Raw genomic sequence first — 23,768 nt, 5'->3', positions numbered from 1 at the left:
CTCATAGGTAGGTAGCAATAGTCTATAATAGGTAGATTCTAAAAAAGTGTTCCGACAAAAAGAGGTGCGTAATTTATTTGAGCAAGTAATTACAAAATCTTGAAGAAAAATGAAAATAAAGACTAAAAAAGGAATGAATATTAAAAAAATCCAAACATAACAGAAACTTAATACATAGTTTATCTTCATTTCACATGCAATCATAAGTAATTACTACGTAATCATCCCAAAAAGCACAATAATTGCAATAAAAAGAGGAATGATTGACCAAATATACTGAGATTATTACAAAAAATTAAGAAAAATCATTAATAAAAGTCACAATTAACATTAAAACAACCATAAATTAACATAAAAAACTTAAAATAAACCACATAAAAAATATATGTAAACAAAAAGGGTCCCAATTGGGACCCTTTAACATCATTAAAATGATTTATGTTACTCTACTGTAACCGATTTGGCCAGATTTCTTGGTTGATCTACATTACAGCCTCTCATTACTGCAATGTGGTAAGACAATAGTTGCAATGGTATAGTAGCCAATAAAGGCAAGAACGCTTCACTTGCATCAGGAATCTCAATGCAATAATCTGCCATTTTTCTAACTTCGGTATCACCTTCTGTTACAATTGCCAAAACAATTCCTTTTCTGGCTTTAACTTCCTGAATGTTGCTGATTACTTTTTCGTAAGATGAGTTTTTGGTTGCAATAACCACAACCGGCATCTCCTCGTCAATTAAGGCGATAGGACCGTGTTTCATTTCTGCAGCAGGATAACCCTCGGCATGGATGTACGAGATCTCCTTAAGCTTTAATGCACCTTCCAATGCTACAGGGAAACCACTCCCTCTGCCTAAGAACAAGCAGTTCCTTGAATCTTTAAATTTAGCGGAGATTTCTTTTATCAGGCCTTCTGATTGCAGTGCTTTTTCAATTTTCTGAGGGATGTTATCCAATTCGGTTAACAACTCTGTTAATTTTGAGCTTGTTAAGGTTCCTTTCTGTTGTGCAAGGTGGAAAGCGATCAAAGTTAACACGGTAACCTGGGCAGTAAAGGCTTTAGTTGAAGCCACACCAATTTCAGGACCGGCATGGGTATACGCACCAGCATGTGTAAGACGTGGAATAGACGCACCAACCACATTACATACCCCGAAAATAGTTGCCCCTTTTTCTTTGGCCATTTCAATAGCAGCCATGGTATCAGCAGTTTCTCCCGATTGAGAGATCGCAATTACTACATCTTTCTCGGTAATGATCGGGTTTCTGTATCTGAATTCCGAAGCATATTCAACTTCAACAGGAATTCTGGAGTACTCTTCAATTAAGTATTCGCCAACTAATCCGGCATGCCACGAAGTACCGCAGGCCACAATGATAATGCGATCTACATTTTTCAGTTTATGCGCAAACTCGCTGATTCCACCAAGCTGCACCCTTCCTTCGTTAGGATAGATACGACCTCTTAAACAATCTCTAACTGAACGTGGCTGCTCATAAATCTCTTTAAGCATGAAGTGATCGTAACCACCTTTTTCAAGCATTTCCAATTTCAAGTTCAGCTCCTGGATATAAGGAGTCTGCACCACGTTATCTAGCCTTTTGATCATTAACTCATCGCGTTTTAAAAATGCGATTTCGTTATCGTTCAGGTAGATCACGTTTTTAGTATATTCTACAATTGGTGTCGCATCAGAAGCGATAAAATATTCACCCTGGCCAACACCGATAACCATAGGACTACCTTTTCTTGCTGCAATCAGCTGATCAGGCTTTGCTTCGTCCATTACAACGATGGCATAAGCTCCGCTCACTTCATGAAGGGCAAGCCTTACTGCTTCCAGCAGGTCGATGTTTTCCTCTTTATAGATTTCTTCAATCAAGTGAATCAATACTTCAGTATCCGTATCACTGTTAAACTCATGCCCTTTGCTGATCAGCATTTCTTTCAGGGTAGCATAATTTTCAATGATTCCGTTATGGATGATGGATAAGTCGCCACTATGCGAAGTGTGCGGGTGCGAATTTCTGTCAGACGGAGCACCATGTGTTGCMCATCTGGTATGTCCGATACCAATGGTTCCAGAAAGGTTTTTGCCTTCAGCAAAATTTTCAAGTTCCTGTACTTTTCCGGCTTTCTTGTATATATTCAAACCGTCATTATTGATTAGTGCTATACCAGCGCTATCGTAACCGCGATATTCTAACCGCTTTAATCCTTTAATAACTAAAGGCCAGGCTTCTCTATGGCCTATGTAACCAACTATTCCACACATATTTTTTCAATAGGTAAATAAATAAAAAATGGGTAATAAAATTTGTCGAATTTACAGCTTTAAACTTGAATTTTATAATCCTTTTTTCTAAAAATCGGGGCCCAATGGCAAAATCAAACGTTTGCATGTTTTACCGCGCTACAGCATTCCCACTGCTCGTCAGCACCACTTAATCATTTCTCCTATCGAAATGACTGGGCAAACTATAGCATGATGTCATTGCAACTTTTTTGTGTTTTTAATACTTAAGCTCCGGAACAATTGTTTCCTTTTGGATAGCCACTTTTTCTGTTATCATTAATTACAACGTGTCGCGCAAGTTCATTGACCTGGACCCTATTTCATTGAACACACTAATTGACTCTGCCAATCATAATCTTTTCATAATGCGTGAAATTTTGCTTTCATTATCATCCACATGTTTCTTGTTAGGTATCTGAAATTCTTTCGAAAGAACAAATGAAAATTCAACTTTATCACGATGGTGACCCTAGATAAACCGTTAGAATTTTCCTGATCCTTGTAATACATCTATTCCAGTTTAATAACACAGGAGTTAATATTTAAACCTTCTTTATATTACAATTTTCATATATTTACCACCCAAAAAGCATCTTATTAATATGGAATTTAGAAATGATATTCAAGGTTTAAGGGCAATTGCTGTTTTACTGGTTTTTACTTTCCATCTTTCGCCTCAAATTTTACCAGGTGGTTTTATTGGAGTGGATATATTTTTTGTCATTTCAGGTTACTTAATTTCATCAATTGTTTTACATAAGATAGATAATAATAAATTTTCTTTGCTAGATTTCTATTATGGCCGGATAAAAAGAATTGTCCCGGCGTATTTAGTATTATTAATTGCATTAGCAGCAATTTCAGCATTTATATTTGTTCCAAGTGATATAGCAGGTTTAAGAAAAGGGCTTTTTTGGTCAGCTATATTTAACTCAAATAATTATTTCGCGACATTGGACAATTATTTTGGAGCATCAAGTAATGAAAATCCAATTTTGCATACTTGGACACTTGCAGTGGAAATGCAGTTTTATCTATTCTTACCTATTCTGTTACTCTTTATAAAAAATAAAAAGATACTAATCCTAACCTTAACAATAATCACTTTAATATTCCTAGGATATGGAACGTTTGAAGTTTTATCCAATAATAAAGGTTCTATGTATTATTCTTTATTAGCCAGAAGTCCTGAATTTTTTATAGGAGTATTAGCAACTTTACTCCCCCTAAGGAATAATAGTTTCGTAAAAAGTAATTCTTTGTGGGTAAGCTTAATTGGAATATTAATAATTGGTGCGAGTTCCTTCTTGATTAATGAAACATCATTTTTCCCTGGAAGTTTAGCTGCTATTCCTTGCATAGGAACTGTATTAATTTTAATATCCTCCAACAATAGAATCAACAGCATACTAGCAAATAAATCATTTGTTTTTCTTGGTGAGGTCTCGTATTCAGTTTATTTATGGCATTGGCCTATAATGGCATTTATTAGGTACTATTATGGTATTAACGATTTTAATACTATTCAAATATTCTTGGTTATTTCATTAACCATTTTACTCTCTTTATTGTCCTATTTTCTTATTGAAAGAACTTTTAGAAACGCCACAGGCGCGAAATTTTATCTTCCTTTTGCATATATTTCTTTTACTATCGTCGCTTTAATAAATTATATTCCYTGGATGAATAAAAAGCTTATAAAACTTCCCATTGAATATATAGCTCCAACGATTGGCTTGGAATCTCATGGAAAGACATTTAAATCAGTTGAGACATATGGCGATACCTCCTATACAGGAAAAAAAATATTATTGATAGGTGACAGTCATGCATTAGGAATGAAGAATTATTTAGATATTTTAGGAAAGAAGAATTCATTCTCTTTTAAAACGGCAACAAATGATAGGTATCCTACATTACCCGGGCTTACACAGGAAACGATTAAAGAACACAGATATTATATCCAATATCAAGACTTAATTAATGAAGTGAACAAGATCATTCCAAAAACAGATATCATTATTTTGCAATTCTCCGGAAGCGGCGAATTATGGATCCCTGCCATAAAAAATTTGATTGATGGTTTAAAATCTAATCAAAGTTTAATTGTTCTTTCTGACTATCCTTCAGTAAATAAAAATCCCGTAAGAGAAAATAGGGGAGTAGTAAAAAATCCTAATAGAAACCAGAATTACGAGATAAGCTTTAAAACAATGTCTCCGCAAATTTTGAAAATTATAAACGCGAATTCCAATTGCTACTATCTAAATCTAGGAAAAAGTAGGGTATTTGAAAATGCTCCATTTTATAGAGACACCCTCATGTACTATGATAAAGGTCATCTGAATGCATATGGCTCTAGGGTTTATGCGGAAAATACAGAGAACGAATTTATGGAAACTTTGAATACTTTAATAGAGAGAAATTAATAAGTATTTCCAATCAATCTAAACTTCAATATCCCGAATCAAATCAACACCTATTTATACCAAATTATAATAAGCAACAGCATACTTAAGGCTATAAACCTTAACTTCTGCCACTAAGAGATATTGGGAGTAACTTTTTGGATCTTATTATATTCAGCCGTGAAGATCCTAAAACTTTCCGTATATAATTTAAATACAGTAAGTGAAATAAAAATAGATCTTAGGGACGGTGCAGACTTTAATGATTAGGCTAAAACAGGATGAAACTTAAATATAAGTGGTAGAATATGTTCATTTCTATCGTAATAAATTACAAATTGAAAATTATAGGACAACACCCCTTTCCTATACAACATCAAACTCTTCAAACTTAGAGTTCTTGCTTTTAAACTCCGGAACAATAGTTTTCATTTGGATAACGACTTTTCTGTTATCGTTGATTACAGCGTGTTCCACAAGTTTATAAATCTGGGCTTCTATTTCATTGAAAACATACTCACGCACTCTGCCAATCATGATCTTTTCATGATGCGTAGGCATGGTGTTTTCATTATCATTCAAAAGCTCCTCGTATAATTTTTCACCTGGCCTTAAGCCAGAGTAAGTGATTTTTATATCTTCATTAGGCACCAAACCTGCAAGACGAATCATCTTCTTAGCCAGTTCAACAATTTTAACAGATTTACCCATATCGAAAACAAAGATCTCTCCACCTTTACCCATGCAACCTGCTTCAAGCACTAACCTGCATGCTTCAGGGATGGTCATAAAATAACGGGTAATCTCTGGATGGGTAACCGTTACAGGGCCACCTTTTTCTATTTGCTGTTTAAACCTTGGAATTACTGATCCATTAGAGCCTAATACATTTCCGAAACGGGTAGTAATAAATCTGGTAATCGGTTTTACATTTAAATCATTAATGTATCCTAATCCATTTGAGAATACAAAATCATTAGTGGTTAAGGAGTTGTTCAATGATTGCACATAGATCTCCGCAATACGTTTAGACGCACCCATTATATTTGTCGGGTTAACTGCCTTATCGGTAGAGATCATAACAAATTTCTGAACACCATGCTTTACCGATAGGTCAGCAATTGTTTTTGTGCCCAGCACATTAGTTTTAATGGCCTCTGCCGGATTATCTTCCATCATAGGCACATGTTTATATGCTGCCGCATGATATACGTAGTGGGGCTTAAAGGTATCAAACAAGAAATTCATACGTTTCTCGTCTTTCACATCGCCAATGAAGGCATGGAAATTAATGTCTTTATGGGTTTCCTCAAGTTCAAGATATAGGTGATGCAAAGCAGTCTCGCTATGATCACATAGAATGATCAAGCCCGATTCAAATTTCAATACTTGTCTTACTATTTCGCTGCCAATAGATCCCGCAGCACCAGTAATTAGAATCCTTTTATCTTTTAATTGATTTTTTATACCCTCAGTATCGATTTGGATTGGCTTTCTGTTTAATAGATCTTCTATGTTGAGGTTCTGAATCTGTGCCGTACTTACATCACCACGCGCCCAAACATCCGGTGGTGGGATATTAAGTATCTTAACATCGTTCTCCAAACAAACATCAACGATTTGCTCTTTTCTATCCGAGGGGATGGTATAAGATGCAAATATCACTTCATCCACTTCGTGTTTGATGATTAAGGTCTCAAGCGTGGCTGCATCAAGAATCTTAACTCCATCAATGGTCTTACCAACCTTCCGCAGATCATCATCAACATAGGCAATGATTGTTTTATTTACCTTGGCATCATGATCAAAAGTTCTCTTGGTAGCAACTCCTGCTTCACCGGCACCATAGATAATTATCCTGATCTTGTCCAGCTTAGCGTTTTTTATGTACATAAAAAAGTACTTTACAATCACTCTGTAGGTTATTAAGAACAGGAAACTAAATAAGGAGTAAATAATTATAGTAACATTGCTAAGAATTCGATCCCCTCCTAATACGATAATAATTGCATTTGAAAAGAAAATTGTAAGAGAACTTAACACTACCGCAAATAGAATTCTGAACGAGTCCTGGGCACTTGTATATCGAACGATACCAGCAAAAGTTTTAATATTAAAAAAAACGAGGGTATTTACCACAACAACAAGTAATACCGATTTATATAAAGCTAATAAATTTATATTTTCTATTATAAAATTATTTTTAAGAACTTTTGCAAGCACGAGTGCAAATATACTCAAGCAAATATCTATTGTGAATATAATCCAGCGCGGTACGATTTCTAGTTTAGTGAACATTCATTGGGCGATTTTTATCCGAAAGCAAACTAACAATAATTAAACCAAATTTTAAATACCCATAAATAGGTATTTATTAAACCATAAAAAATGTAAAGCAAAAAGCCTTAATTAATTAGTAATTAAGGCTTTTTGGTGTTTATAAAATATTTAAAATACCCTTGAGATCCCTTTTATTACTCTCTCTAAATCTTCATCACTTAAATTTGATCCCGAAGGAAGACATAAACCATTGCGGAATAACTCTTCAGAGACTCCATTGCCATAAAAAGGACTAGTTGCAAAAACAGGCTGCATATGCATCGGTTTCCAAAGCGGTCTACTTTCAATGTTGTCTTCTAAAAGTATATTGTAAAGACTCTTTTTGTTAACCCCTTTAGTTTTAGCAGGATCCACATGAATTGTACTCAACCATCTGTTTGAAAAATAACCTTGAGGCTCTTCTAAAACACTTAGGCCTTCAAACACAGTTAATTCTTTTTTATAAAATTCAAAATTCGATCTTCTTTTATCTACGCGCTCCTGCAAAACTTCCATTTGCCCTCTACCAATTCCTGCAGAAACATTGCTCATTCTATAGTTATAACCAATAACACTATGCTCATAGTGATGTGCTTTATCTCTTGCTTGAGTTGCCAAAAACCGGGCTTGCTTAATATATTCTTCCTGATCAGAAATTAAAGCGCCCCCACCAGAGGTTGTAATAATTTTATTCCCATTAAATGAGAGGATACCCATTAGGCCAAAAGTGCCCATCGCTTTTCCATTGATACTTGAACCAAGAGCTTCCGCAGCATCTTCGATAACTGGAATCTCAAATTCGTTCGCAATGGCCATAATTTTATCCATTTGGGCAGGCATCCCATACAAATGTACAGGGATAATCGCCTTAGGCTTGTTGCCTTTTGCAATTCGGTCTGTGATGGCTTCGCGTAATAAATCCGGACACATATTCCAGGTTTCCTTCTCGCTATCTACAAAAACTGGTGTTGCTCCTACATATGAAATAGGATTGGCGCTTGCAGAAAAAGTCATAGATTGACAAATCACTTCATCGCCTGCTTTAACACCCAGCATAATTAAAGCAAGGTGAATCGCAGAAGTTCCGGAACTTAAGGCCGCGGCATATTTTGAACCAGTATAGGCAGCGAGGTCATTCTCAAAGCCATCAACGTGAGGACCAAGAGGGGCAATCCAATTAGTTTTGAAAGCTTCGGTAACATATTTAAGTTCATTATCTCCCATGTGTGGAGAAGAAAGCCATATTTTATCGTTCATTATGTTAGTTTATTGTATTTAATTATTCTTCCAGGATTACCCACTACTACGGCGTAATCTGGAACATCTCTTATCACCACTGATCCGGCACCAATCGTTGCCCATTTACCTATTTTTATTCCTTGTATAACGCTAGCACCAATGCCAATGTGGGTACCTTCTCCTACTGTCACATTTCCCCCTAGAGCAGCCTGCGGCGAGATGTGCACAAAATCGCCAAGATTACAATCATGGTCTACAGAGGAATTAGTATTAACAATTACGTATACCCCAATTATTGAGCCAGCATTAATTGTTGCGTTCGGCATTATGACTGTCCCAATCCCAATTGAAGAATACTTTGATATTGCACTTTTCGGATGAATCGCTACCGCAGTGTTTTCAGGTATTTCACCTGAAATTCTTTTTCTAATCAGATTGCTGCCTATCGCGATGATTACCTTATCAGTTTTCACTTTTTTAAATGCATCAAAATTCCCACGAACAGGGTATCCCATGAATACTTTAAGATCAGGATTTTCATCCCATACTCCATTAATTTGAATGTGAGATTCCAATAATATATCAACTATAACTTTGGAGTGTCCTCCTGCTCCTATAACGTGCATTTAATTTCCAGTAAATTTTTCCATAGTTACTGAGGTATCAGATGATATCCCCTCTTTAACTATCACCTTTTTAATAGTTAACAATATGATTTTCAAATCTAACCAAAAACTTAGATTATCTACATACCATACATCCAATTCAAATTTTTGCGCCCAACCAATCGCATTTCGCCCATTTATTTGCGCCCAACCAGTAATACCTGGGCGAACTTCATGTCGCCTATTTTGGTCTTTTGAATATAGAGKCAGGTATTCAGGGAGTAATGGTCTTGGCCCTACTAAACTCATATCACCTTTAATTACATTCAACAGCTGGGGTATTTCATCCAGAGATGTTTTACGAACAAAGGATCCTGCTGCTGTTAGCCGTTCTTTATCAGATAAGAGCTGTCCATTCGAACCTCTTCTGTCGTTCATAGTCTTGAACTTGATTATCTTAAACAGTTTTCCATGTCTCCCTGGCCTAACTTGAAAAAAAAATGGTTTACCCTGATTGGCTAGAAATAATAACAATGTCACTAAAAAGAGTACAGGCAATAAAAAAAGAAATCCCATTGAAGCAACTATGAAGTCTAAGAGCCTTTTAATTATATTTTTGTACATCTTTTTCTAATCTCTTATATTCAAGTAATAAAGCATCCCAAACAACCTTCTGCTCGTATCTTTCAACGATCATTTTTCTTGAATTACTTTTCAATTTGTTCATTAAATCTCTGTCACTAAGAAGTCTTATCATTCCTTCATATATGCCTTTTTTGTCTTTTGGTGGTATAATGATTCCGTTTTCTCCCTCTATTATTATCTCATTACAACCATTTATATCGGAAACAATTGAAGGAAGCCCCATTGAGCCAGCTTGCATTACCACATTGGGGAAACCTTCTCGGTAACTGGGAAACACTAATACATCAGAAACCAAGAAATAGGGTCGAACATCTGTTTGATAGCCTACGGAAATGATATTGGGATTATTTTCAATCTCCATCAAAGTACTTGTAATTAATGGGTCTAACTCGTGCTCCACTGGACCAACCAATAAGAGTTTAGTATTATTAATTTCATTGCTAATTTTCTTGTAAGCTTCTATGAGTTCATTTATACCCTTATCACCGACCAAACGACCGACAAAAATAAATACAAAATCATTCTTGTCAATCCCCAAAGTTTTTCTTAATTCTAATTTTTGGTTCAGGCTATAATGTTGAGATGAGAAAAAGGAAGTATTTATGCCATTTGAACTCCCATTGGCAATGACGTTTAATTTGTTGGGTGAGGCAAAGCGTTCTTTTACAATAAAATCATATAACCCGTTTGAGTTGGGATACACTGCAGTTGCACAACTATATGTGAATTTTTCCACAAAATTTAATACTCTTCTCTTAACACCCATGGTTTCCATCAGTGGTAATCCCGCTACAGTGTGTAATCGGACTGGCACACCAGCAATCTTTGCTGCAAACATTCCCACAATGCCAGCTTTTGGTGTATGAGTATGGACAATGAATGGTTTTTCCTTCTTAAAAAGTCTAACCATATTCACTAATGAACATAAATCTTTGAATGGTGAAATTACGCGTGTCATCTCTAAACCCACTACTTTAATACCTTCATCTTTCGCAACATCTTCCAATTCACTTCCTGCTGAAGACACCCCTGTAACATCATAGTATTTTGACATAAATTGATGTTGTCCTTTTAAAAGAGTCTTTAACGAAATTGGGACAGTAGTAATTCTAAATAGCTTTAACATTCTTACTTGAAAATATTGATTATCTATTTAATTCGTTGTACAAACTTAATAAGGAGTTGGCCATGCTCGTAACCTCGAAATTATCAATAGCATATTTTCGTGCGTTTTCTATGGTCTCTTTTAAATTACCATTATCGATATCAAATTTTAACCGCTTAAAAGAATCAATTGCATCATTATGATTGTGTGGATCAAAAAAATATTTGTGATACTCATGATATACCGATTCGTCAAACGCAGGAAGATTAGAAGCGCAAATTGGCACTTTCATATATTGAGCCTCCACAAGTACATTTGCAAATCCTTCGATGATGGAAGGGAAAAAAAACATGTTTGCTACAGATAAGTATGTTCCAATATTTGAGTCAAAGCCCGCTAAATAAACATAATCATTCAATTCTAACTCCTCTATTTTTAGCGTAATTGCCGAGCTCAACTCTCCCCCACCTACCAGTATAAGTCTATAGTCATTTTTTTTTGGCTCCAATAATTTAAAACAATCCAATAAGAACATATGGTTCTTTGGCGATCGCATGGAACCAATGTGCAGAATATTAAATCGGCTATTTTTTATAAAATCATTTAAAATTGAACTATCAATAGCCCCGCCACTTAGCTCTATAAAGTCAACGCCATTGTGAATTACTTTAAATTTCTTATTATTATCCCAATTTTTAAAATTAACATTCAAATTTGCACGTGAATGTCCTACTATTCTATCAGCTAGACCGAGAACGATCAATTTATGAAGCTTAAGTTGTTGTTTTAAAAGAAATCCAATAGGAAAAATATTCTTGTACTTTCCAAAACCAACTGGTTTTGAACTATGAATAGACACTATGCTTGATCTATTCATAAAAAAAGCAGCTAATACAAAGCCTCCTGAAGTATAACTGAATCTGCTATGAACTATATCGATTTTATATTTTTTTATTACTTTGAGCAACTGGATGCAATCCAACAAAATACTTCCAGTTTTTTTTATACTTACAATTTCCACACCATTTTCCAGAAATCTCTTTTCCAGTTCCCYATGGGTTTGGAAACAACATATAATTAGGCTATCCCCATTTTTGCCTAAGTAAGGCAGACAATTAAGCAAAGTCTTTTCAACTCCACCCATATTCAATGAATTGACCAGAGTTAGAATTCTCATTTTACAAAATTTAATTTCATACGTTTTTTTAGATAATTATTATTCCAGATGATGTATAAATGATAAAATATAAAGAAGTCAATGTAACCAATGTATGCTATAACATCTGTAAATACCCTAAGGGAAATTGACAGTAGCAACAGGCATAGAAAAGGTGATTTCCAGATTTTCAGCAAAAATGTAAGTAAAATAAGGCCAATGAACATCGCTCCAATGAGTCCAAATTGCGAGTGAACTAATAAATAGGAGTTATGAAAGTTCCCATGATGGAGGGTAAAGGGGTAATGATCCGGTGATATTCCAGTAAAAAAAGTCTGAAGATTAATTCTATCAATATAGTCACGAAGAATCATATCCCTCTCATCCAAATCTATCCCCTTTTCATTGAATTTCCTAAATGCTAAATTGGAGATCTCTGATATTGTATCACTTAAAAGAAGTACAGTTGAAAATAAAGAAATAACGAGGAAAACAAATATTTTATACTTTAGTGGTTTGCTCGAGATTAAGTAAAAAGTAACAGCTGCAAATAGTATTATAGCCCCACCAATCGTCCCTCTTCCAAGGTAACTAATTGCAGCAATTAGAACGACAATTGCAACTTGCAATTTCATTTTATCTTTATTAACATAACACAAAAGATAATAATATACCCCCAAAGACAAGGCTAACCATCCCACAAAATTCTCACTACCACCTGCCAGCATCCCTCTTAAGGTTTGACCTAAAACAAGAGTATAAAAAAAAGTATATGCGACGAAAATATATAATAAAATTTTAATATATAATTGATTAATCCTGTAACGAATTAATAATATTAGCAACGAAAAATGCATAATTAGCCTTAGTGGAATCGTCGTAATGCGACCCTGGAAAGCATAAAGAATAAAGAAAGAATAACCTGCAGTGATTAAAAATAGCATAAACATGCCAATTTTATAATTGACGATGTATTTGAACTGCGTGGCAAAAATTACTAACCCTATAAAAATGAATGCAAAATCAAAAAATGATTTATTTAAAAAGAAAAAGCTTAGGATTTCTAAGGCTAGGAAAAGTGTTACAATTAGTGAAGGTAAATCGAACTGTACTTTTTTTAAAGGCAACATCCTTACTGGTTTATTTTTAGATTTTTATTCTTCAATCTGACTTTTTCAACAAAGGAATTGTCTTTATCAACGATTTTTCCTCCCTTGTCATAAATCATAGGATTACTAATATTTATTTTGGGAATAAATCCCCACTCCATAACCTTTTCTCTTTCCTTAGATGGCCCGAAAATCATTGGGTCACTCTGTCCATACCATTTAGGATTTATAACATTAATACTTCCGTTTAAAATCATATTGTTTGAATTCGGGTTCTTGAGTCTTCCATTAATACGCATTCCCGATTTAGATTTCACATCTATATGATCAGCAATTGTTATTTGAACATCTTTTTTGATTCCTGAGCGTGTCATATTCTTAGGAACAAGTCCAGATAGAATAACTGAAATTCCATCTCCAGCATTATTTTCTGTTACTATTCCGTTGACTTTGATATTTTCTATAATGTCAGACGGGTTATTAGGCTCAATATCAATACCACTTTGCGGAGCAGTGCCATTTGTATTCGATACATACAAATTATCAAGGGTAATATTTCTTCCAGAGGTAATTGAGATCCCATTTCTCCTGTTATTACTAATTCGGGTATAAGATATACTCACTGCTTCACTCGTCACTCCATTATCATTCCCAACATATATACCGTCTCCCCAGCAATTATTTATTTGCCCTCCAATTATCGAAATATTTTTTGAGCCACGTATAGATATATACATCCTATAAATATCAGACTAAAAAATGTCGAATGCATTCTCTTGAATCTAAAAGTTCTATTAGGCAAAGAAATGGAATCAATTACTCTCATGATATTTAATGTTTTAATGAAATTTTTCCTGGTTTTTTAAATTACGATAATGATCTTGATCTCTATATTTAAAAACTTTAGCTGGATGCCCACCTGCAATACCAAAATCAGGGATATCGGTTACAACAACACTTCCGGCCTGAATAATAGCACCTTCACCAATGGTTACCCCTCCTAGAATAATTACTCTATGACCAATCCAAACATTATCCTTAATAGTAACATTTCTTTTAATATATGTTTTATCGTAAGGGATTGCATCTCCATTAATGTTGTGGTTCTGAGCAATAATTCTGCATTCAGCTCCAGAATGAAAATTATCTCCAATTTGTACAATTCCCCCTTTTGATATTAGCATCCCGTTAAAATTTACATTTGAACCTAAATGTACATTTTTATTAACGATGGTTTTTCTATTGGCCTTTACTCTACCTTTATACGATCCGCAACTTTTACGTACCAAGTACGTCCAAAAGTACGATCTAATTTGACTATATAAACTTAATATTTTCATTCTTCTATTTAATATTCAAATTTAGAAATATCTGGATATAAGGAACTTGATGTTTTAAATGTATAAATTTTCGCCCCCATATTCTCCGTTGCAAAGCGATTTTGTTCAATAACTATGTCTTTCACTGTATATAAGCGTGTAGAAGAATCCATATGTTCGTGCTTCTCTCTATTATTATTTAGTTCGCTAAGCGTCCTAAGCATAGGATACTTCTCATAATTAATTTCTTTATCATAAAAATGTGCCCCATCATTCATATCTATTCCACAAAGGACGATCTTCTTAAATCCCAGAATAAGAGCTAAGGGAATTAACTCCCCTATTGTGCTACCGAATTTTGGAATCGGTAATACTTCTTTCGTAGAAGTGAGAAATCCATTCTTGTTTAACACTTGCATAAAGAGGTATGGATTAACCTTATTTTTAGAACTAATTGGGCATTCCGGCATTAGAAAAATATTTTCCCTAAAGTTGTTCTTTATAAACGTGCCAATTTTTGAATTAAAGAATTTTTGGTTATTGACACCATCTCCTCTCGCAAAAAAATTCACTTTAGTGTACCTCTCTTTTTTATCTGTCAACATATCTGTCATTAATTGATCTAAGCTATCGGCAAATGCCTTTTGCTTGTCATCACTTCTTCTATAAACAGATTGGATAATGTAAGCGGATGGGATAAAATCATGACAAAACCAAAAGTTAAATCCCCATGATTCATTTTTCTTTATATAAGACCATTCTTCATCTGTTATTTCGTTTATACTCGGGCCACTACCTAATATAAACAGCGTATCTGACTTTTTATTATCCGAAATACTTTTAGTATTTAAATAGTTATAGCCATCTTTTACTGAACCCTTTATAGCTATTATTGATTTAAGAGTCTCATTAAGCATAAGTAAGGCTGTTTTATAATCTCTGACCATAACAAATTTAAAGACACGATTAAAGCCTTTCCTGTGATATGGGAGAAGCTCTTTAATAAGAACGTATCTCTTTAATAATTGTATAAATTCTTTTAATTTATTCATATTAAATTGTTAAATAGTTAAACGTTAACAAGATTCGGATTGTTCAATATCACAACTATTGTCTTTTTTATATTTAATAACTCTTTACGGTTTAAAACCAAAAATATTAATAGAACAATAATATAGAGGAAGTAGTTATTATAGGAAGATAATGACACGTACATGCTAAATAAATACGGCACAAGTAATCTTATGGGGAAAGCATCCATAATTATTTCTTTATAATCTACAGGTATTTCCAAAATACTTCTACAAGCAATAGCTAGTAAAAAAAGAAAAGTGAAATAAGAAATTACAATTGAAAATATTGCTATATGAGGGGGCACAAAGAAATAAAAGACTAATATTAACCCCGCTATAACATTTACAGTTAAAGAAATAAATGCTATTGAACCTAGTTTTCTATCTCTGCCTTTAGCTATAAGGAGCTCCTGAAATCCATAGCAATTATTATATATAATAAGACCTAAAACAGTCAGGCTAAACATAGAAACAGCACCAGTGTACTTCGGTATAAAATAAATGAACAAAGGGAAAAAGAGTATTGCGAGATGGGCAACTAAATGAGTCATTGTCATATACTCTTGTCTCGGGCCTGAAATTAAAGCTAAAGCGTCCTTACCACTTTTTGATAAACGATTAATTAATTTTGGAAATACCAAGAATGAAAATGATTTAAACAATAAAATAATTGCATTAGCTAAAGAGAAAGCAAAAGTAAATAATCCAAATTCTTCTACAGTATATTTCATACTAACAAATGAACGCGTAGAGTAAAGGATAAAATAGAAGCTGGAGCTATAAAGAAACAGATGAAGCCCTTTTTTCATAAGCTTTTTAGTTAATTCAAAATTCCAACTAAATTTTATCTTGATCGGTAATTTTATAAGACATAAAGCAACTGTCAATATTAATGATACGGGTACAAGCCATAACATTATTAATAAAAGAACCTCACCTTTAAAGAAAAACATAAATAAGAAGTTCAGAATTGGCAATAAACTCTGACAAATTGAAATAATCTGAATATCCCCATAAATTCTCAATAACGACAAGAGCGTCGGGACAAAGTAATTGAGGATAATACTTAGGATTACGACTAAATAATAGTGTGAAAAATTGTACTTATCACCAAGACCAATACTTGAATTCTGAATAAGGATTAAAAACATACATGCTAAGGCGCAGAGAACAAATTCAATAATAATAGTTGACCCCAATAATTCTGATACATATTCATTGTCCTCCTTGTGTATTGATCCCAATGCGTTAAATGATTGAGTTACTCCAAAATCAATTTGATTAAAATATTGAATTATTAAATTCGAAAAGCCCCAAACTCCTAAATAATAGGGCCCCAAATTCACTGCAATTATTATGGAATTTATAAACTGCAGTAAATAGATGAGATATCGACTAGATAAATAAACAATTATCTTGTTTCCCAATACTTTTTTAATTAGACTTTTACTCACATTTCAAATATTTAATAATAATTTTAAATTAAATGGCTATAAAAACTACAGATAATTTGTTTTTATTTTCTTCCTTTGGTTTGTTTACCCATCAAAAACTCTGCAAAATTAAAATCATCGATTGTATCTATATCGACTGATTTTATCGCATCCATCAAATATGCGAATGAGTTTTCTGTGTAATAATTATCATTCTCAATTAAATGGGTTTTGAAGATGTAAATTGCCCCATTTGGAAAATACGAAGTTCTTTCTAATTGACGATTAGTTGCTACATTCTCAAAAATATTTTCAAATCTCCCGCTTTCATCAATGTATTTGTGCCATTTAATAGGATGATGTTCTTTACAATAGCTAACGATTGAGTCTGCATTTCTATCTTTAAACAATTTAATAGCATCATCAATGTCTTGACCTGTCCTAAAGGGACTTGTTGGTTGCAAAACTATAAACTCATTAATAAGGATGTCTTCTTTGTTCTCTAATTCTTTAATTGTATATCTGTATACATCAATAGATCGAGAATTATCGTCAGCTAAATGATCAGGGCGCATAAATGGGCATTCCGCTCCATAAGAAATAGCGACAGCAGCTATTTTTTCACTATCGGTACTTACTATCACTTTTGAAACGTACTTAGCTGAGATGGCAGCTTCAATTGTATATGCAATCAGAGGCTTTCCGTTAAGCATTTTTATATTTTTGTCTGGCAACCCTTTTGAACCGCCTCTAGCTGGAATAATGGCTAACATATGAAAGTTCTAAAATTTAATTTGTAAAATATCCTTTTGAGCCTTTTCAAAGTCCTCATGTTTTCCAACATCTAACCAATAACCTGCCAATGGATAAGACAGCACTTTACAGCCTTCAGCCAACAACTTTTCCATGAGATCTGTTGTATCAAAATAAGACTCTTTAGGCAGATACTTCAGAACTTCCCTTTTCATCAGGTAAATCCCTCCGTTAGAATAATATGTATAAGTAGGTTTTTCCTTAAAACTTTGTACATGACCATCTGTAGTTTCCAAAACTGCATACGGTATATTTACCTCATAAGGGATGGTCACCACTGCAAAATCAACATCTTTTTTGATGAAATCTAAAAAAAAGTGTTCATAATCCAGGTTTGTCAAAACATCGGAATTAGTAACTAGCACGTAATCATGCTCAAAATCATTAATCTTCGAGACAGCACCTATCGTACCCAATGGTTCATCTTCCCAAACGTACCGGATTAGAACATTCTTATTCTCTCCATTACCAAAATAATTTTCAATTTGTTCTCCCAAATATTTTACAGAAAACCAAAAATCATCAATTCCATATAGCGCCAAACGATCTACGTTATGTTCCATGATCGGTTTATTGCCAATCTTTAGAAGAGGTTTAGGCGTAGTATCCGTTAATGGTTTAAGCCTTTGCCCTCTGCCTCCAGCCATAATAACTGCATCAACAGGGAGATAGGATCTCGTTTCCCTGAAATTAATCACATTAACCACCCTACTATCTTTGTCAAGGATTGGAAGAATTCGAAAATTACCTTCCCGGTACTCAATAACCTTATCTATATCCATTTCTCCTTTTCGAAGATAACGCGGATTAGACTGAATGATATTGCTAACAGGATCYGATGTCGCCATTCCTTTTATTAAACCACGCCTAACGTCTCCATCCGTTAATGAACCAATTAGCTTATCTTCTTCATCTACTACAAATAATATTGCATCTTTAGCAAGATAATCCAACTGGACAAGGGCTTGCATTATTTTGCTATTAAATGGAATTAAATGATCTTTATAATTTCTCATATTGCTAACTTTTCAGGTTATTAAGTATTAAGTTCACGGTGCCGGAACGATAATAAATATTATTTCCTTTAAAATTTTTTCTTTCTAAAGCAAGAAAAAATGCCCTAACCATTTCGGTGGCGGAGAATGGAACATTTATTATATTATCGCTTTGAGCTCTTCCTTTTTGTCTGTCGCCTACATTTAATACGTATTTACCAAATGATGCGGCTTCAATAATTCCGCTGGATGTATTTCCAATCAGCAGTTTGCAATAACGCATGGCTGCAAAATAATTTAACTTGCCAAAGTTCTCTATTAGAATTACACGCTCTGCTGTCAACTCTCTTAACTTGAATAAAGCATCACGGTAGATTGTTCCAAATGTATCAGCATTTGGCATTGTGATTACAAGCAAAATTCCCTTAGAAATCTCCTTCAGGCCATTCAGCATTTCAGTCGCATACTCAACATTCTTCTCAGGAGAAACTGTTTCGGGGTGAAAAGTTAATAAGGCAAACTCATCTTTGATCTGATATTTTTCCCGGAAATCTGATTCAGTAGGTATCGGCATCTCCGCCAGCTCATCAATAGATAAAGAACCTACGGCAAAAATATTCTCAGAGCTACCAACTAATTCTTCAATTCTTTTTGCAAAAACTTCAGTAGCTGGAAAGTGCTTTTTAGAAGCCAAAGATATTTGGTGACGATAAATATTATCTATTGCACCCAAAGTAGTCTCTCCGCCATGAATATGTGCAAATTTTACACCATAAGGTATGCCAGCTTGAACAGCTGCCGACATTTCATATCGGTCGCCCAGGCAAAATACCCAGTCAAATTGATGACTCCTCCAAAAATCTGCAAATTTTAATACTGTTAAGCCGTAAGCGGTAGAAATTGAAGTTTCATCATCATTTGTAAGAAGAGATGAAATTTCATAAATATTTTCAAAGCCGTCTTCCTTAATGTTGTCTATTGTATACCCATGATATTTAGATAAGTGAGTACCAAAAGCTATAATTTCCAGGGTATAATCCGGGCTTTCTTTTATTTGCTCTAATAAAGGCAGATAAATCCCGTAATCAGCTCTTGAACTTGTTAATACTGCGATTTTCATGTCTATCGAATTAAATCATCAGCTTCAAAGTCTTCCATCGCAATCTTACCCATAAGATCATCCCATCTCATTGGAGAAATACCATCACCAGGACGCTTGACCGTTAGATTTTCCTCTGAAAACACATCTCCCTTGTTTATATCTGTTTTCGCTACAATACTTTTTCTTGCAATAGCGATATTTTTCATTTCCGATTCTGAAGGCTCTTTTAATCCYGAACCAGCAATAGCCAGCTCAATATTACGAATCGCTAAAGACATGGCTTTAAGTTCTGCAGGCTCTAGAGAAGCTCTATGATCAGGGCCTTCCATATTTTTGTCCAAAGTAAAATGTTTCTCAATCATCACAGCTCCCAAAGCAACGGCAGCAATTGGAACTTCAATTCCTAGCGTATGATCAGAATAACCAATGGAAGTTTTAAATTCCTTTCCAATATGTAACATAGCCAACAGGTTCACATCCTTCATCGGTGTAGGATATTCCGTATTACAGTGCAATATTGTAATGTCTTCTTTTTTAATTCCAACATTGACAAAAACAGCAACAGCATCTTTTATTTCATTCAAAGTAGCCATCCCCGTTGAAATGATGACTCTCTTAAATAAATTCCCGGCCTTTCTCAGGTAAGGAAGGTTAGTGATTTCTCCAGATGGAATTTTAACCATATCCATACCTATTTTTGACAGGTATTCCAAAGAATCTAAATCAAATGCAGTGGAGAAGAATTTAATATTCTTCAAATTGCAATATGCGATGATCTTTTCGTGATCATCTTCCGAAAGCTCAAGCTTTTGAAGCATTTGCAATTGCGATTCCGTACTATTTTTAGTATTTTCTATTTGATATTCAGCTTTCTTTGCCTTTATAGAAACTAAATTTGAAGCTTTAAAGGTTTGAAATTTTACGTAATCCACACCAGCATCAACTGCTGCATCAACAAGGCGAAAGGCATTTTCCAAACTTCCATTATGATTTACTCCTGCTTCTGCAATAATTATTACACTTTCCTTTTTCATATCATTATATCTGGATTACCTGCAATTTTATGATTGGCGTACATGAACTATATCAGCTATAACACCCCCTCGACCTGACATTCCTATCATGTGAATCTTATCGAACACTGCTTGGTATATTTACAATTCGCTCTTCTAAAAACTCAGCATTTTTCTGATCATCGCGTTGACAATGATTGTACATCGGCAAGCGATACATTAGTTGCCAGATAGGACGTGTCATTACTTTATTTTCATTAGTTTCTTTTAAGAAAAGATCTCTCTCTACTTTATTTTCCAGTTCTACACACATCAGCCAGTAATTCGCTTTCGTATCCGGAAGCTCTGTTCTGAAATTCACACCCTGTTCCGCAAAAAAATCATGATATATGTCTGCCAATTCTCTTTTACTTTGCAACATTAATGGAAGTTGTTCTAATTGTGCACATGCTAATGAAGCATTTAGATTGGGCATTCTATAGTTGTACCCTAATTCATCATGATAGAACTCATAAGGATGGGGTCTCTTAGCAGTAGTTGTTAAATGCTTTGCTCTTTTTCCAATCTCAAGATCATTTGATACAATGGCACCACCGCCACCACAGGTTATTGTTTTATTCCCATTAAAAGAGAATATGCCTAGCTTACCAAAGCTTCCAGTACTACGCCCCTTATATTTACTCCCAAGAGACTCGGCTGCATCTTCTACTAACGGGATATTCCATTTATTGCAAACCGTAATTAGCTTGTCCAAATGAACAGGAAAGCCGAAAGTATGCATAGGCAAACAAGCTGAAATCTTTCTGCCACTTGTTTTATTATAACAGACATCGTCTCTAAGTTCTGCATATTCTTCCAAAAATGCATCAACTGCTATTGGAGATAAGCCCATTGTGTCAAGGTCAACATCAACGAAAACAGGGATTGCTCCATTATAAGCAATAGCATTAGCAGTGGCTACAAAAGTTAGTGCCTGTGTAATTACTTCATCTCCTGATTCAACTCCAGCAAGTCGAAGAGCCACCTGCAACGCAGCTGTGCCATTCACAACCGCAATTGCTTTCTGTGAACCAGTCGCTACTTGCATCATGTCTTCGAAACGATCAACATATGCACCTACGGAAGAAACGAAAGTAGAATCAATAGTATCCAGCAAATATTTTTTTTCATTACCTCTAAACCTGGGTTCGTGCAATGGAATGAACTCTTTGGTGTTATATGAATTTTGAATAAACGAAATAATATCTTTCAGATCCTTCATATTACATTTTTGCATCTAAATATTTACCTGTTTCCTTATGTCCAAAATCCGGGATCATCTTAAAGAATAATTCAACAATATCTTCTTTAGACCACGATTTATTTGATTTCAGCTCTTTGATTCGTGACGAAAACAAATTTAACAGTTCATCATTAAAATAAAATTCATTCTTTATTACCCCTAGATTATCAAACCTCTCCATATCCAAAACTTCATTTTCGGTGAAGAATTCTTCGAAATCCTTTTCCCCGGTAGTATCACTATTGGTAAACAAGCAAGGCCATTGTCCTTTTTTAGGCAATGTTTTAATTAGTTCTCTGGCCTCATCTTCACTTTCGCATAAATAAGGCTCAAATCCTAACTCTTTTAAATATTTAACCCCAATATCTGCAAAGGTGATCAAGTGCAGACTTTCACTAAGTTTAGGAAAGAACACATCGCGATTCTCACCAAAAATGCAAGACATCAGACAAAGCTCTCCAGATTCTTTCGGTATTACAAAATATCGTTTAATATCGTTAGGCGCTACTATTGGTTGTAGTTTTTGAATTCTCTGATTAAAGCCATGTAACAATGAACCGTCTGAAAAAGCGACGTTTGCAAAACGTGCAGTTGAGATATTTATATCTTTACTTCTACGCATCAAAAACATTTCCATAATGCGCTTAGATGCTCCCATCATGTTTACTGGATTTGCAGCTTTATCAGTCGATACACAAAAATACTTCTTGACCCCTTTGGCAATAGATTGCTGAATTGTTTTATCAGTGTTAAAAACATTTACATCAATCATACGCATTAACGTAAACGGATCTTTTTCACTACGTACATGTTTTAAAGCAGACAGATTTAGTACGTAATCATATTTACCATCACTTTCAATAAATGCATCATATTCAACGGAGCCAATATCCAGAGCAAAGGTCTGGAAATCGCCCCCGATATATCCAAAAGAACTCCGAATATCTCTAACTAATTCAACCATGTTATTCTCACTAATATCAACAACATGTAGTTTTAGAGGATTTCGTTTAAATATCTCTTTTGTGACCGCCTGTCCAATAGATCCCGCTCCGCCAATAACCAAGAACTTTGAATTTGAGACAATATTCTTTAGTTCACTTTCGTGTTTACGAATATCGCCAGGAAAGAGCTCCTGATTTCGCCCAATTAGATTTAAAATATTCATCTGTATAAATTATTACAATTTACCGTCTGCAATATCACCAAGTATACCTTTCACATCGTAAATTACTTTGTTTTCTTTGCAAAGAGCCATTAAGTCTAATTTTTTAAATTGATCATGTGCTACCGCTAAAACAATTGCATCGTAATCTCTGAAGTCGTTTAGCTCTCTAATGGAATCCCAACCATATTCATGCTTAACTTCAGCAGGTTCCGCCCAAGGATCATAAACTGTGATATTTGCATCATAGTCCTTTAACGCATTTAATACATCAATGACTTTAGTGTTCCGAACATCTGGGCAGTTCTCTTTAAAAGTTATACCAAGAACTAGGATATTGGCGTTTTTTACTGGTATATCTTTCTTCACCATCAATTTAACAACCTCATGAGCAACATACTCACCCATACCATCATTTAGTCTTCTCCCAGCTAAAATAATTTCGGGATGATATCCATGCTCTTGAGCCTTTTGTGCTAAATAATAAGGATCAACTCCAATACAATGCCCGCCTACCAGCCCTGGCTTAAATGGAAGGAAATTCCATTTCGTACCTGCAGCTTCCAATACTGCATGGGTGTCAATATTCAATCTATTAAATATTTTAGCCAATTCATTTACAAAGGCAATATTAATGTCTCGTTGTGAATTCTCTATTACCTTAGCTGCTTCTGCCACCTTAATAG

At 34.5% G+C, this 23,768-nt stretch carries 20 protein-coding genes; 1 reads left to right on the top strand and 19 read right to left on the bottom strand.

Annotated elements, in window-relative coordinates; translation table 11 throughout:
• Window positions 1-441: 441 nt before the first annotated feature.
• Window positions 442-2,280 carry a glutamine--fructose-6-phosphate transaminase (isomerizing) gene (gene glmS, locus AC1DG9_RS16025; protein ID WP_477634883.1) on the bottom strand — a complete coding sequence of 613 codons (1,839 nt, stop codon included), beginning with the start codon at window positions 2,278-2,280 and terminating at the stop codon, window positions 442-444.
• Window positions 2,281-2,903: 623 nt separating this feature from the next.
• Here glmS and AC1DG9_RS16020 point away from each other — a divergent pair.
• Complete coding sequence (locus AC1DG9_RS16020) at window positions 2,904-4,730, top strand: acyltransferase family protein (protein WP_337718123.1); 1,827 nt, start codon at window positions 2,904-2,906, stop codon at window positions 4,728-4,730.
• Between the two features lie 345 nt (window positions 4,731-5,075).
• On the opposite strand, the gene AC1DG9_RS16015 is transcribed toward AC1DG9_RS16020, so the two are convergent.
• The 18 genes from AC1DG9_RS16015 to AC1DG9_RS15930 form a co-directional block, all read right to left on the bottom strand.
• Window positions 5,076-7,007 (bottom strand): polysaccharide biosynthesis protein, encoded by a 1,932-nt coding sequence (locus AC1DG9_RS16015; RefSeq protein ID WP_337718122.1) that lies wholly within the window; start codon window positions 7,005-7,007, stop codon window positions 5,076-5,078.
• Window positions 7,008-7,157: 150 nt separating this feature from the next.
• Window positions 7,158-8,285, bottom strand: coding sequence for a DegT/DnrJ/EryC1/StrS family aminotransferase (locus tag AC1DG9_RS16010; protein ID WP_337718120.1), 1,128 nt, complete (start codon window positions 8,283-8,285; stop codon window positions 7,158-7,160).
• Window positions 8,285-8,893: an acetyltransferase gene (locus tag AC1DG9_RS16005; RefSeq protein WP_337718118.1), complete on the bottom strand. Its 609-nt coding sequence runs from the start codon at window positions 8,891-8,893 to the stop codon at window positions 8,285-8,287. Before AC1DG9_RS16005 ends, AC1DG9_RS16010 begins: the two co-directional genes overlap by 1 nt.
• Window positions 8,894-9,496, bottom strand: a complete 603-nt coding sequence (locus tag AC1DG9_RS16000; protein WP_477634882.1) for a sugar transferase — start codon at window positions 9,494-9,496, stop codon at window positions 8,894-8,896. It lies immediately after the preceding gene.
• The gene (locus AC1DG9_RS15995) at window positions 9,477-10,571 is read right to left on the bottom strand and encodes a glycosyltransferase family 4 protein (RefSeq protein WP_337718114.1); all 1,095 of its coding nucleotides are present in this window, start codon (window positions 10,569-10,571) and stop codon (window positions 9,477-9,479) included. The genes AC1DG9_RS16000 and AC1DG9_RS15995 overlap by 20 nt, the downstream gene beginning before the upstream one ends.
• Window positions 10,572-10,662: 91 nt before the next feature.
• Window positions 10,663-11,799: a glycosyltransferase gene (locus AC1DG9_RS15990; protein WP_477634881.1), complete on the bottom strand. Its 1,137-nt coding sequence runs from the start codon at window positions 11,797-11,799 to the stop codon at window positions 10,663-10,665.
• A complete protein-coding gene (locus tag AC1DG9_RS15985; RefSeq protein ID WP_337718110.1) occupies window positions 11,796-12,908 on the bottom strand; it encodes a hypothetical protein in 1,113 nt (370 codons plus the stop codon). Before AC1DG9_RS15985 ends, AC1DG9_RS15990 begins: the two co-directional genes overlap by 4 nt.
• Window positions 12,909-12,910: 2 nt before the next feature.
• Window positions 12,911-13,624 carry a right-handed parallel beta-helix repeat-containing protein gene (locus AC1DG9_RS15980; protein ID WP_477634880.1) on the bottom strand — a complete coding sequence of 238 codons (714 nt, stop codon included), beginning with the start codon at window positions 13,622-13,624 and terminating at the stop codon, window positions 12,911-12,913.
• 102 nt (window positions 13,625-13,726) lie between these two features.
• On the bottom strand, window positions 13,727-14,227 hold the full coding sequence (locus tag AC1DG9_RS15975; protein WP_337718106.1) for an acyltransferase: 501 nt from the start codon (window positions 14,225-14,227) through the stop codon (window positions 13,727-13,729).
• Between the two features lie 8 nt (window positions 14,228-14,235).
• A complete protein-coding gene (locus tag AC1DG9_RS15970; protein ID WP_337718104.1) occupies window positions 14,236-15,258 on the bottom strand; it encodes a hypothetical protein in 1,023 nt (340 codons plus the stop codon).
• A gap of 17 nt (window positions 15,259-15,275) precedes the next feature.
• Complete coding sequence (locus tag AC1DG9_RS15965; protein WP_337718102.1) at window positions 15,276-16,733, bottom strand: MATE family efflux transporter; 1,458 nt, start codon at window positions 16,731-16,733, stop codon at window positions 15,276-15,278.
• A gap of 62 nt (window positions 16,734-16,795) precedes the next feature.
• Complete coding sequence (locus tag AC1DG9_RS15960; protein WP_337718100.1) at window positions 16,796-17,485, bottom strand: acylneuraminate cytidylyltransferase family protein; 690 nt, start codon at window positions 17,483-17,485, stop codon at window positions 16,796-16,798.
• 9 nt (window positions 17,486-17,494) lie between these two features.
• Complete coding sequence (locus tag AC1DG9_RS15955; protein ID WP_337718098.1) at window positions 17,495-18,541, bottom strand: nucleotidyltransferase family protein; 1,047 nt, start codon at window positions 18,539-18,541, stop codon at window positions 17,495-17,497.
• Window positions 18,542-18,545: 4 nt separating this feature from the next.
• On the bottom strand, window positions 18,546-19,640 hold the full coding sequence (gene neuC, locus AC1DG9_RS15950; protein WP_337718096.1) for a UDP-N-acetylglucosamine 2-epimerase: 1,095 nt from the start codon (window positions 19,638-19,640) through the stop codon (window positions 18,546-18,548).
• 2 nt (window positions 19,641-19,642) lie between these two features.
• Complete coding sequence (gene neuB / locus AC1DG9_RS15945) at window positions 19,643-20,656, bottom strand: N-acetylneuraminate synthase (protein WP_337718094.1); 1,014 nt, start codon at window positions 20,654-20,656, stop codon at window positions 19,643-19,645.
• 97 nt (window positions 20,657-20,753) lie between these two features.
• The gene (locus AC1DG9_RS15940; protein WP_337718092.1) at window positions 20,754-21,896 is read right to left on the bottom strand and encodes a LegC family aminotransferase; all 1,143 of its coding nucleotides are present in this window, start codon (window positions 21,894-21,896) and stop codon (window positions 20,754-20,756) included.
• 1 nt (window position 21,897) lies between these two features.
• On the bottom strand, window positions 21,898-23,085 hold the full coding sequence (locus AC1DG9_RS15935) for a UDP-N-acetylglucosamine 4,6-dehydratase (RefSeq protein WP_337718089.1): 1,188 nt from the start codon (window positions 23,083-23,085) through the stop codon (window positions 21,898-21,900).
• 12 nt (window positions 23,086-23,097) lie between these two features.
• On the bottom strand, window positions 23,098-23,768 hold a 671-nt coding region (locus AC1DG9_RS15930; protein WP_477634879.1), incomplete at its 5' end, for a nucleotide sugar dehydrogenase.

The organism is Pedobacter sp. 05L430, assembly GCF_056397585.1.
Note: the sequence above shows the minus strand (reverse complement) of the source record. Positions and strands in the feature narration are given on the sequence as shown.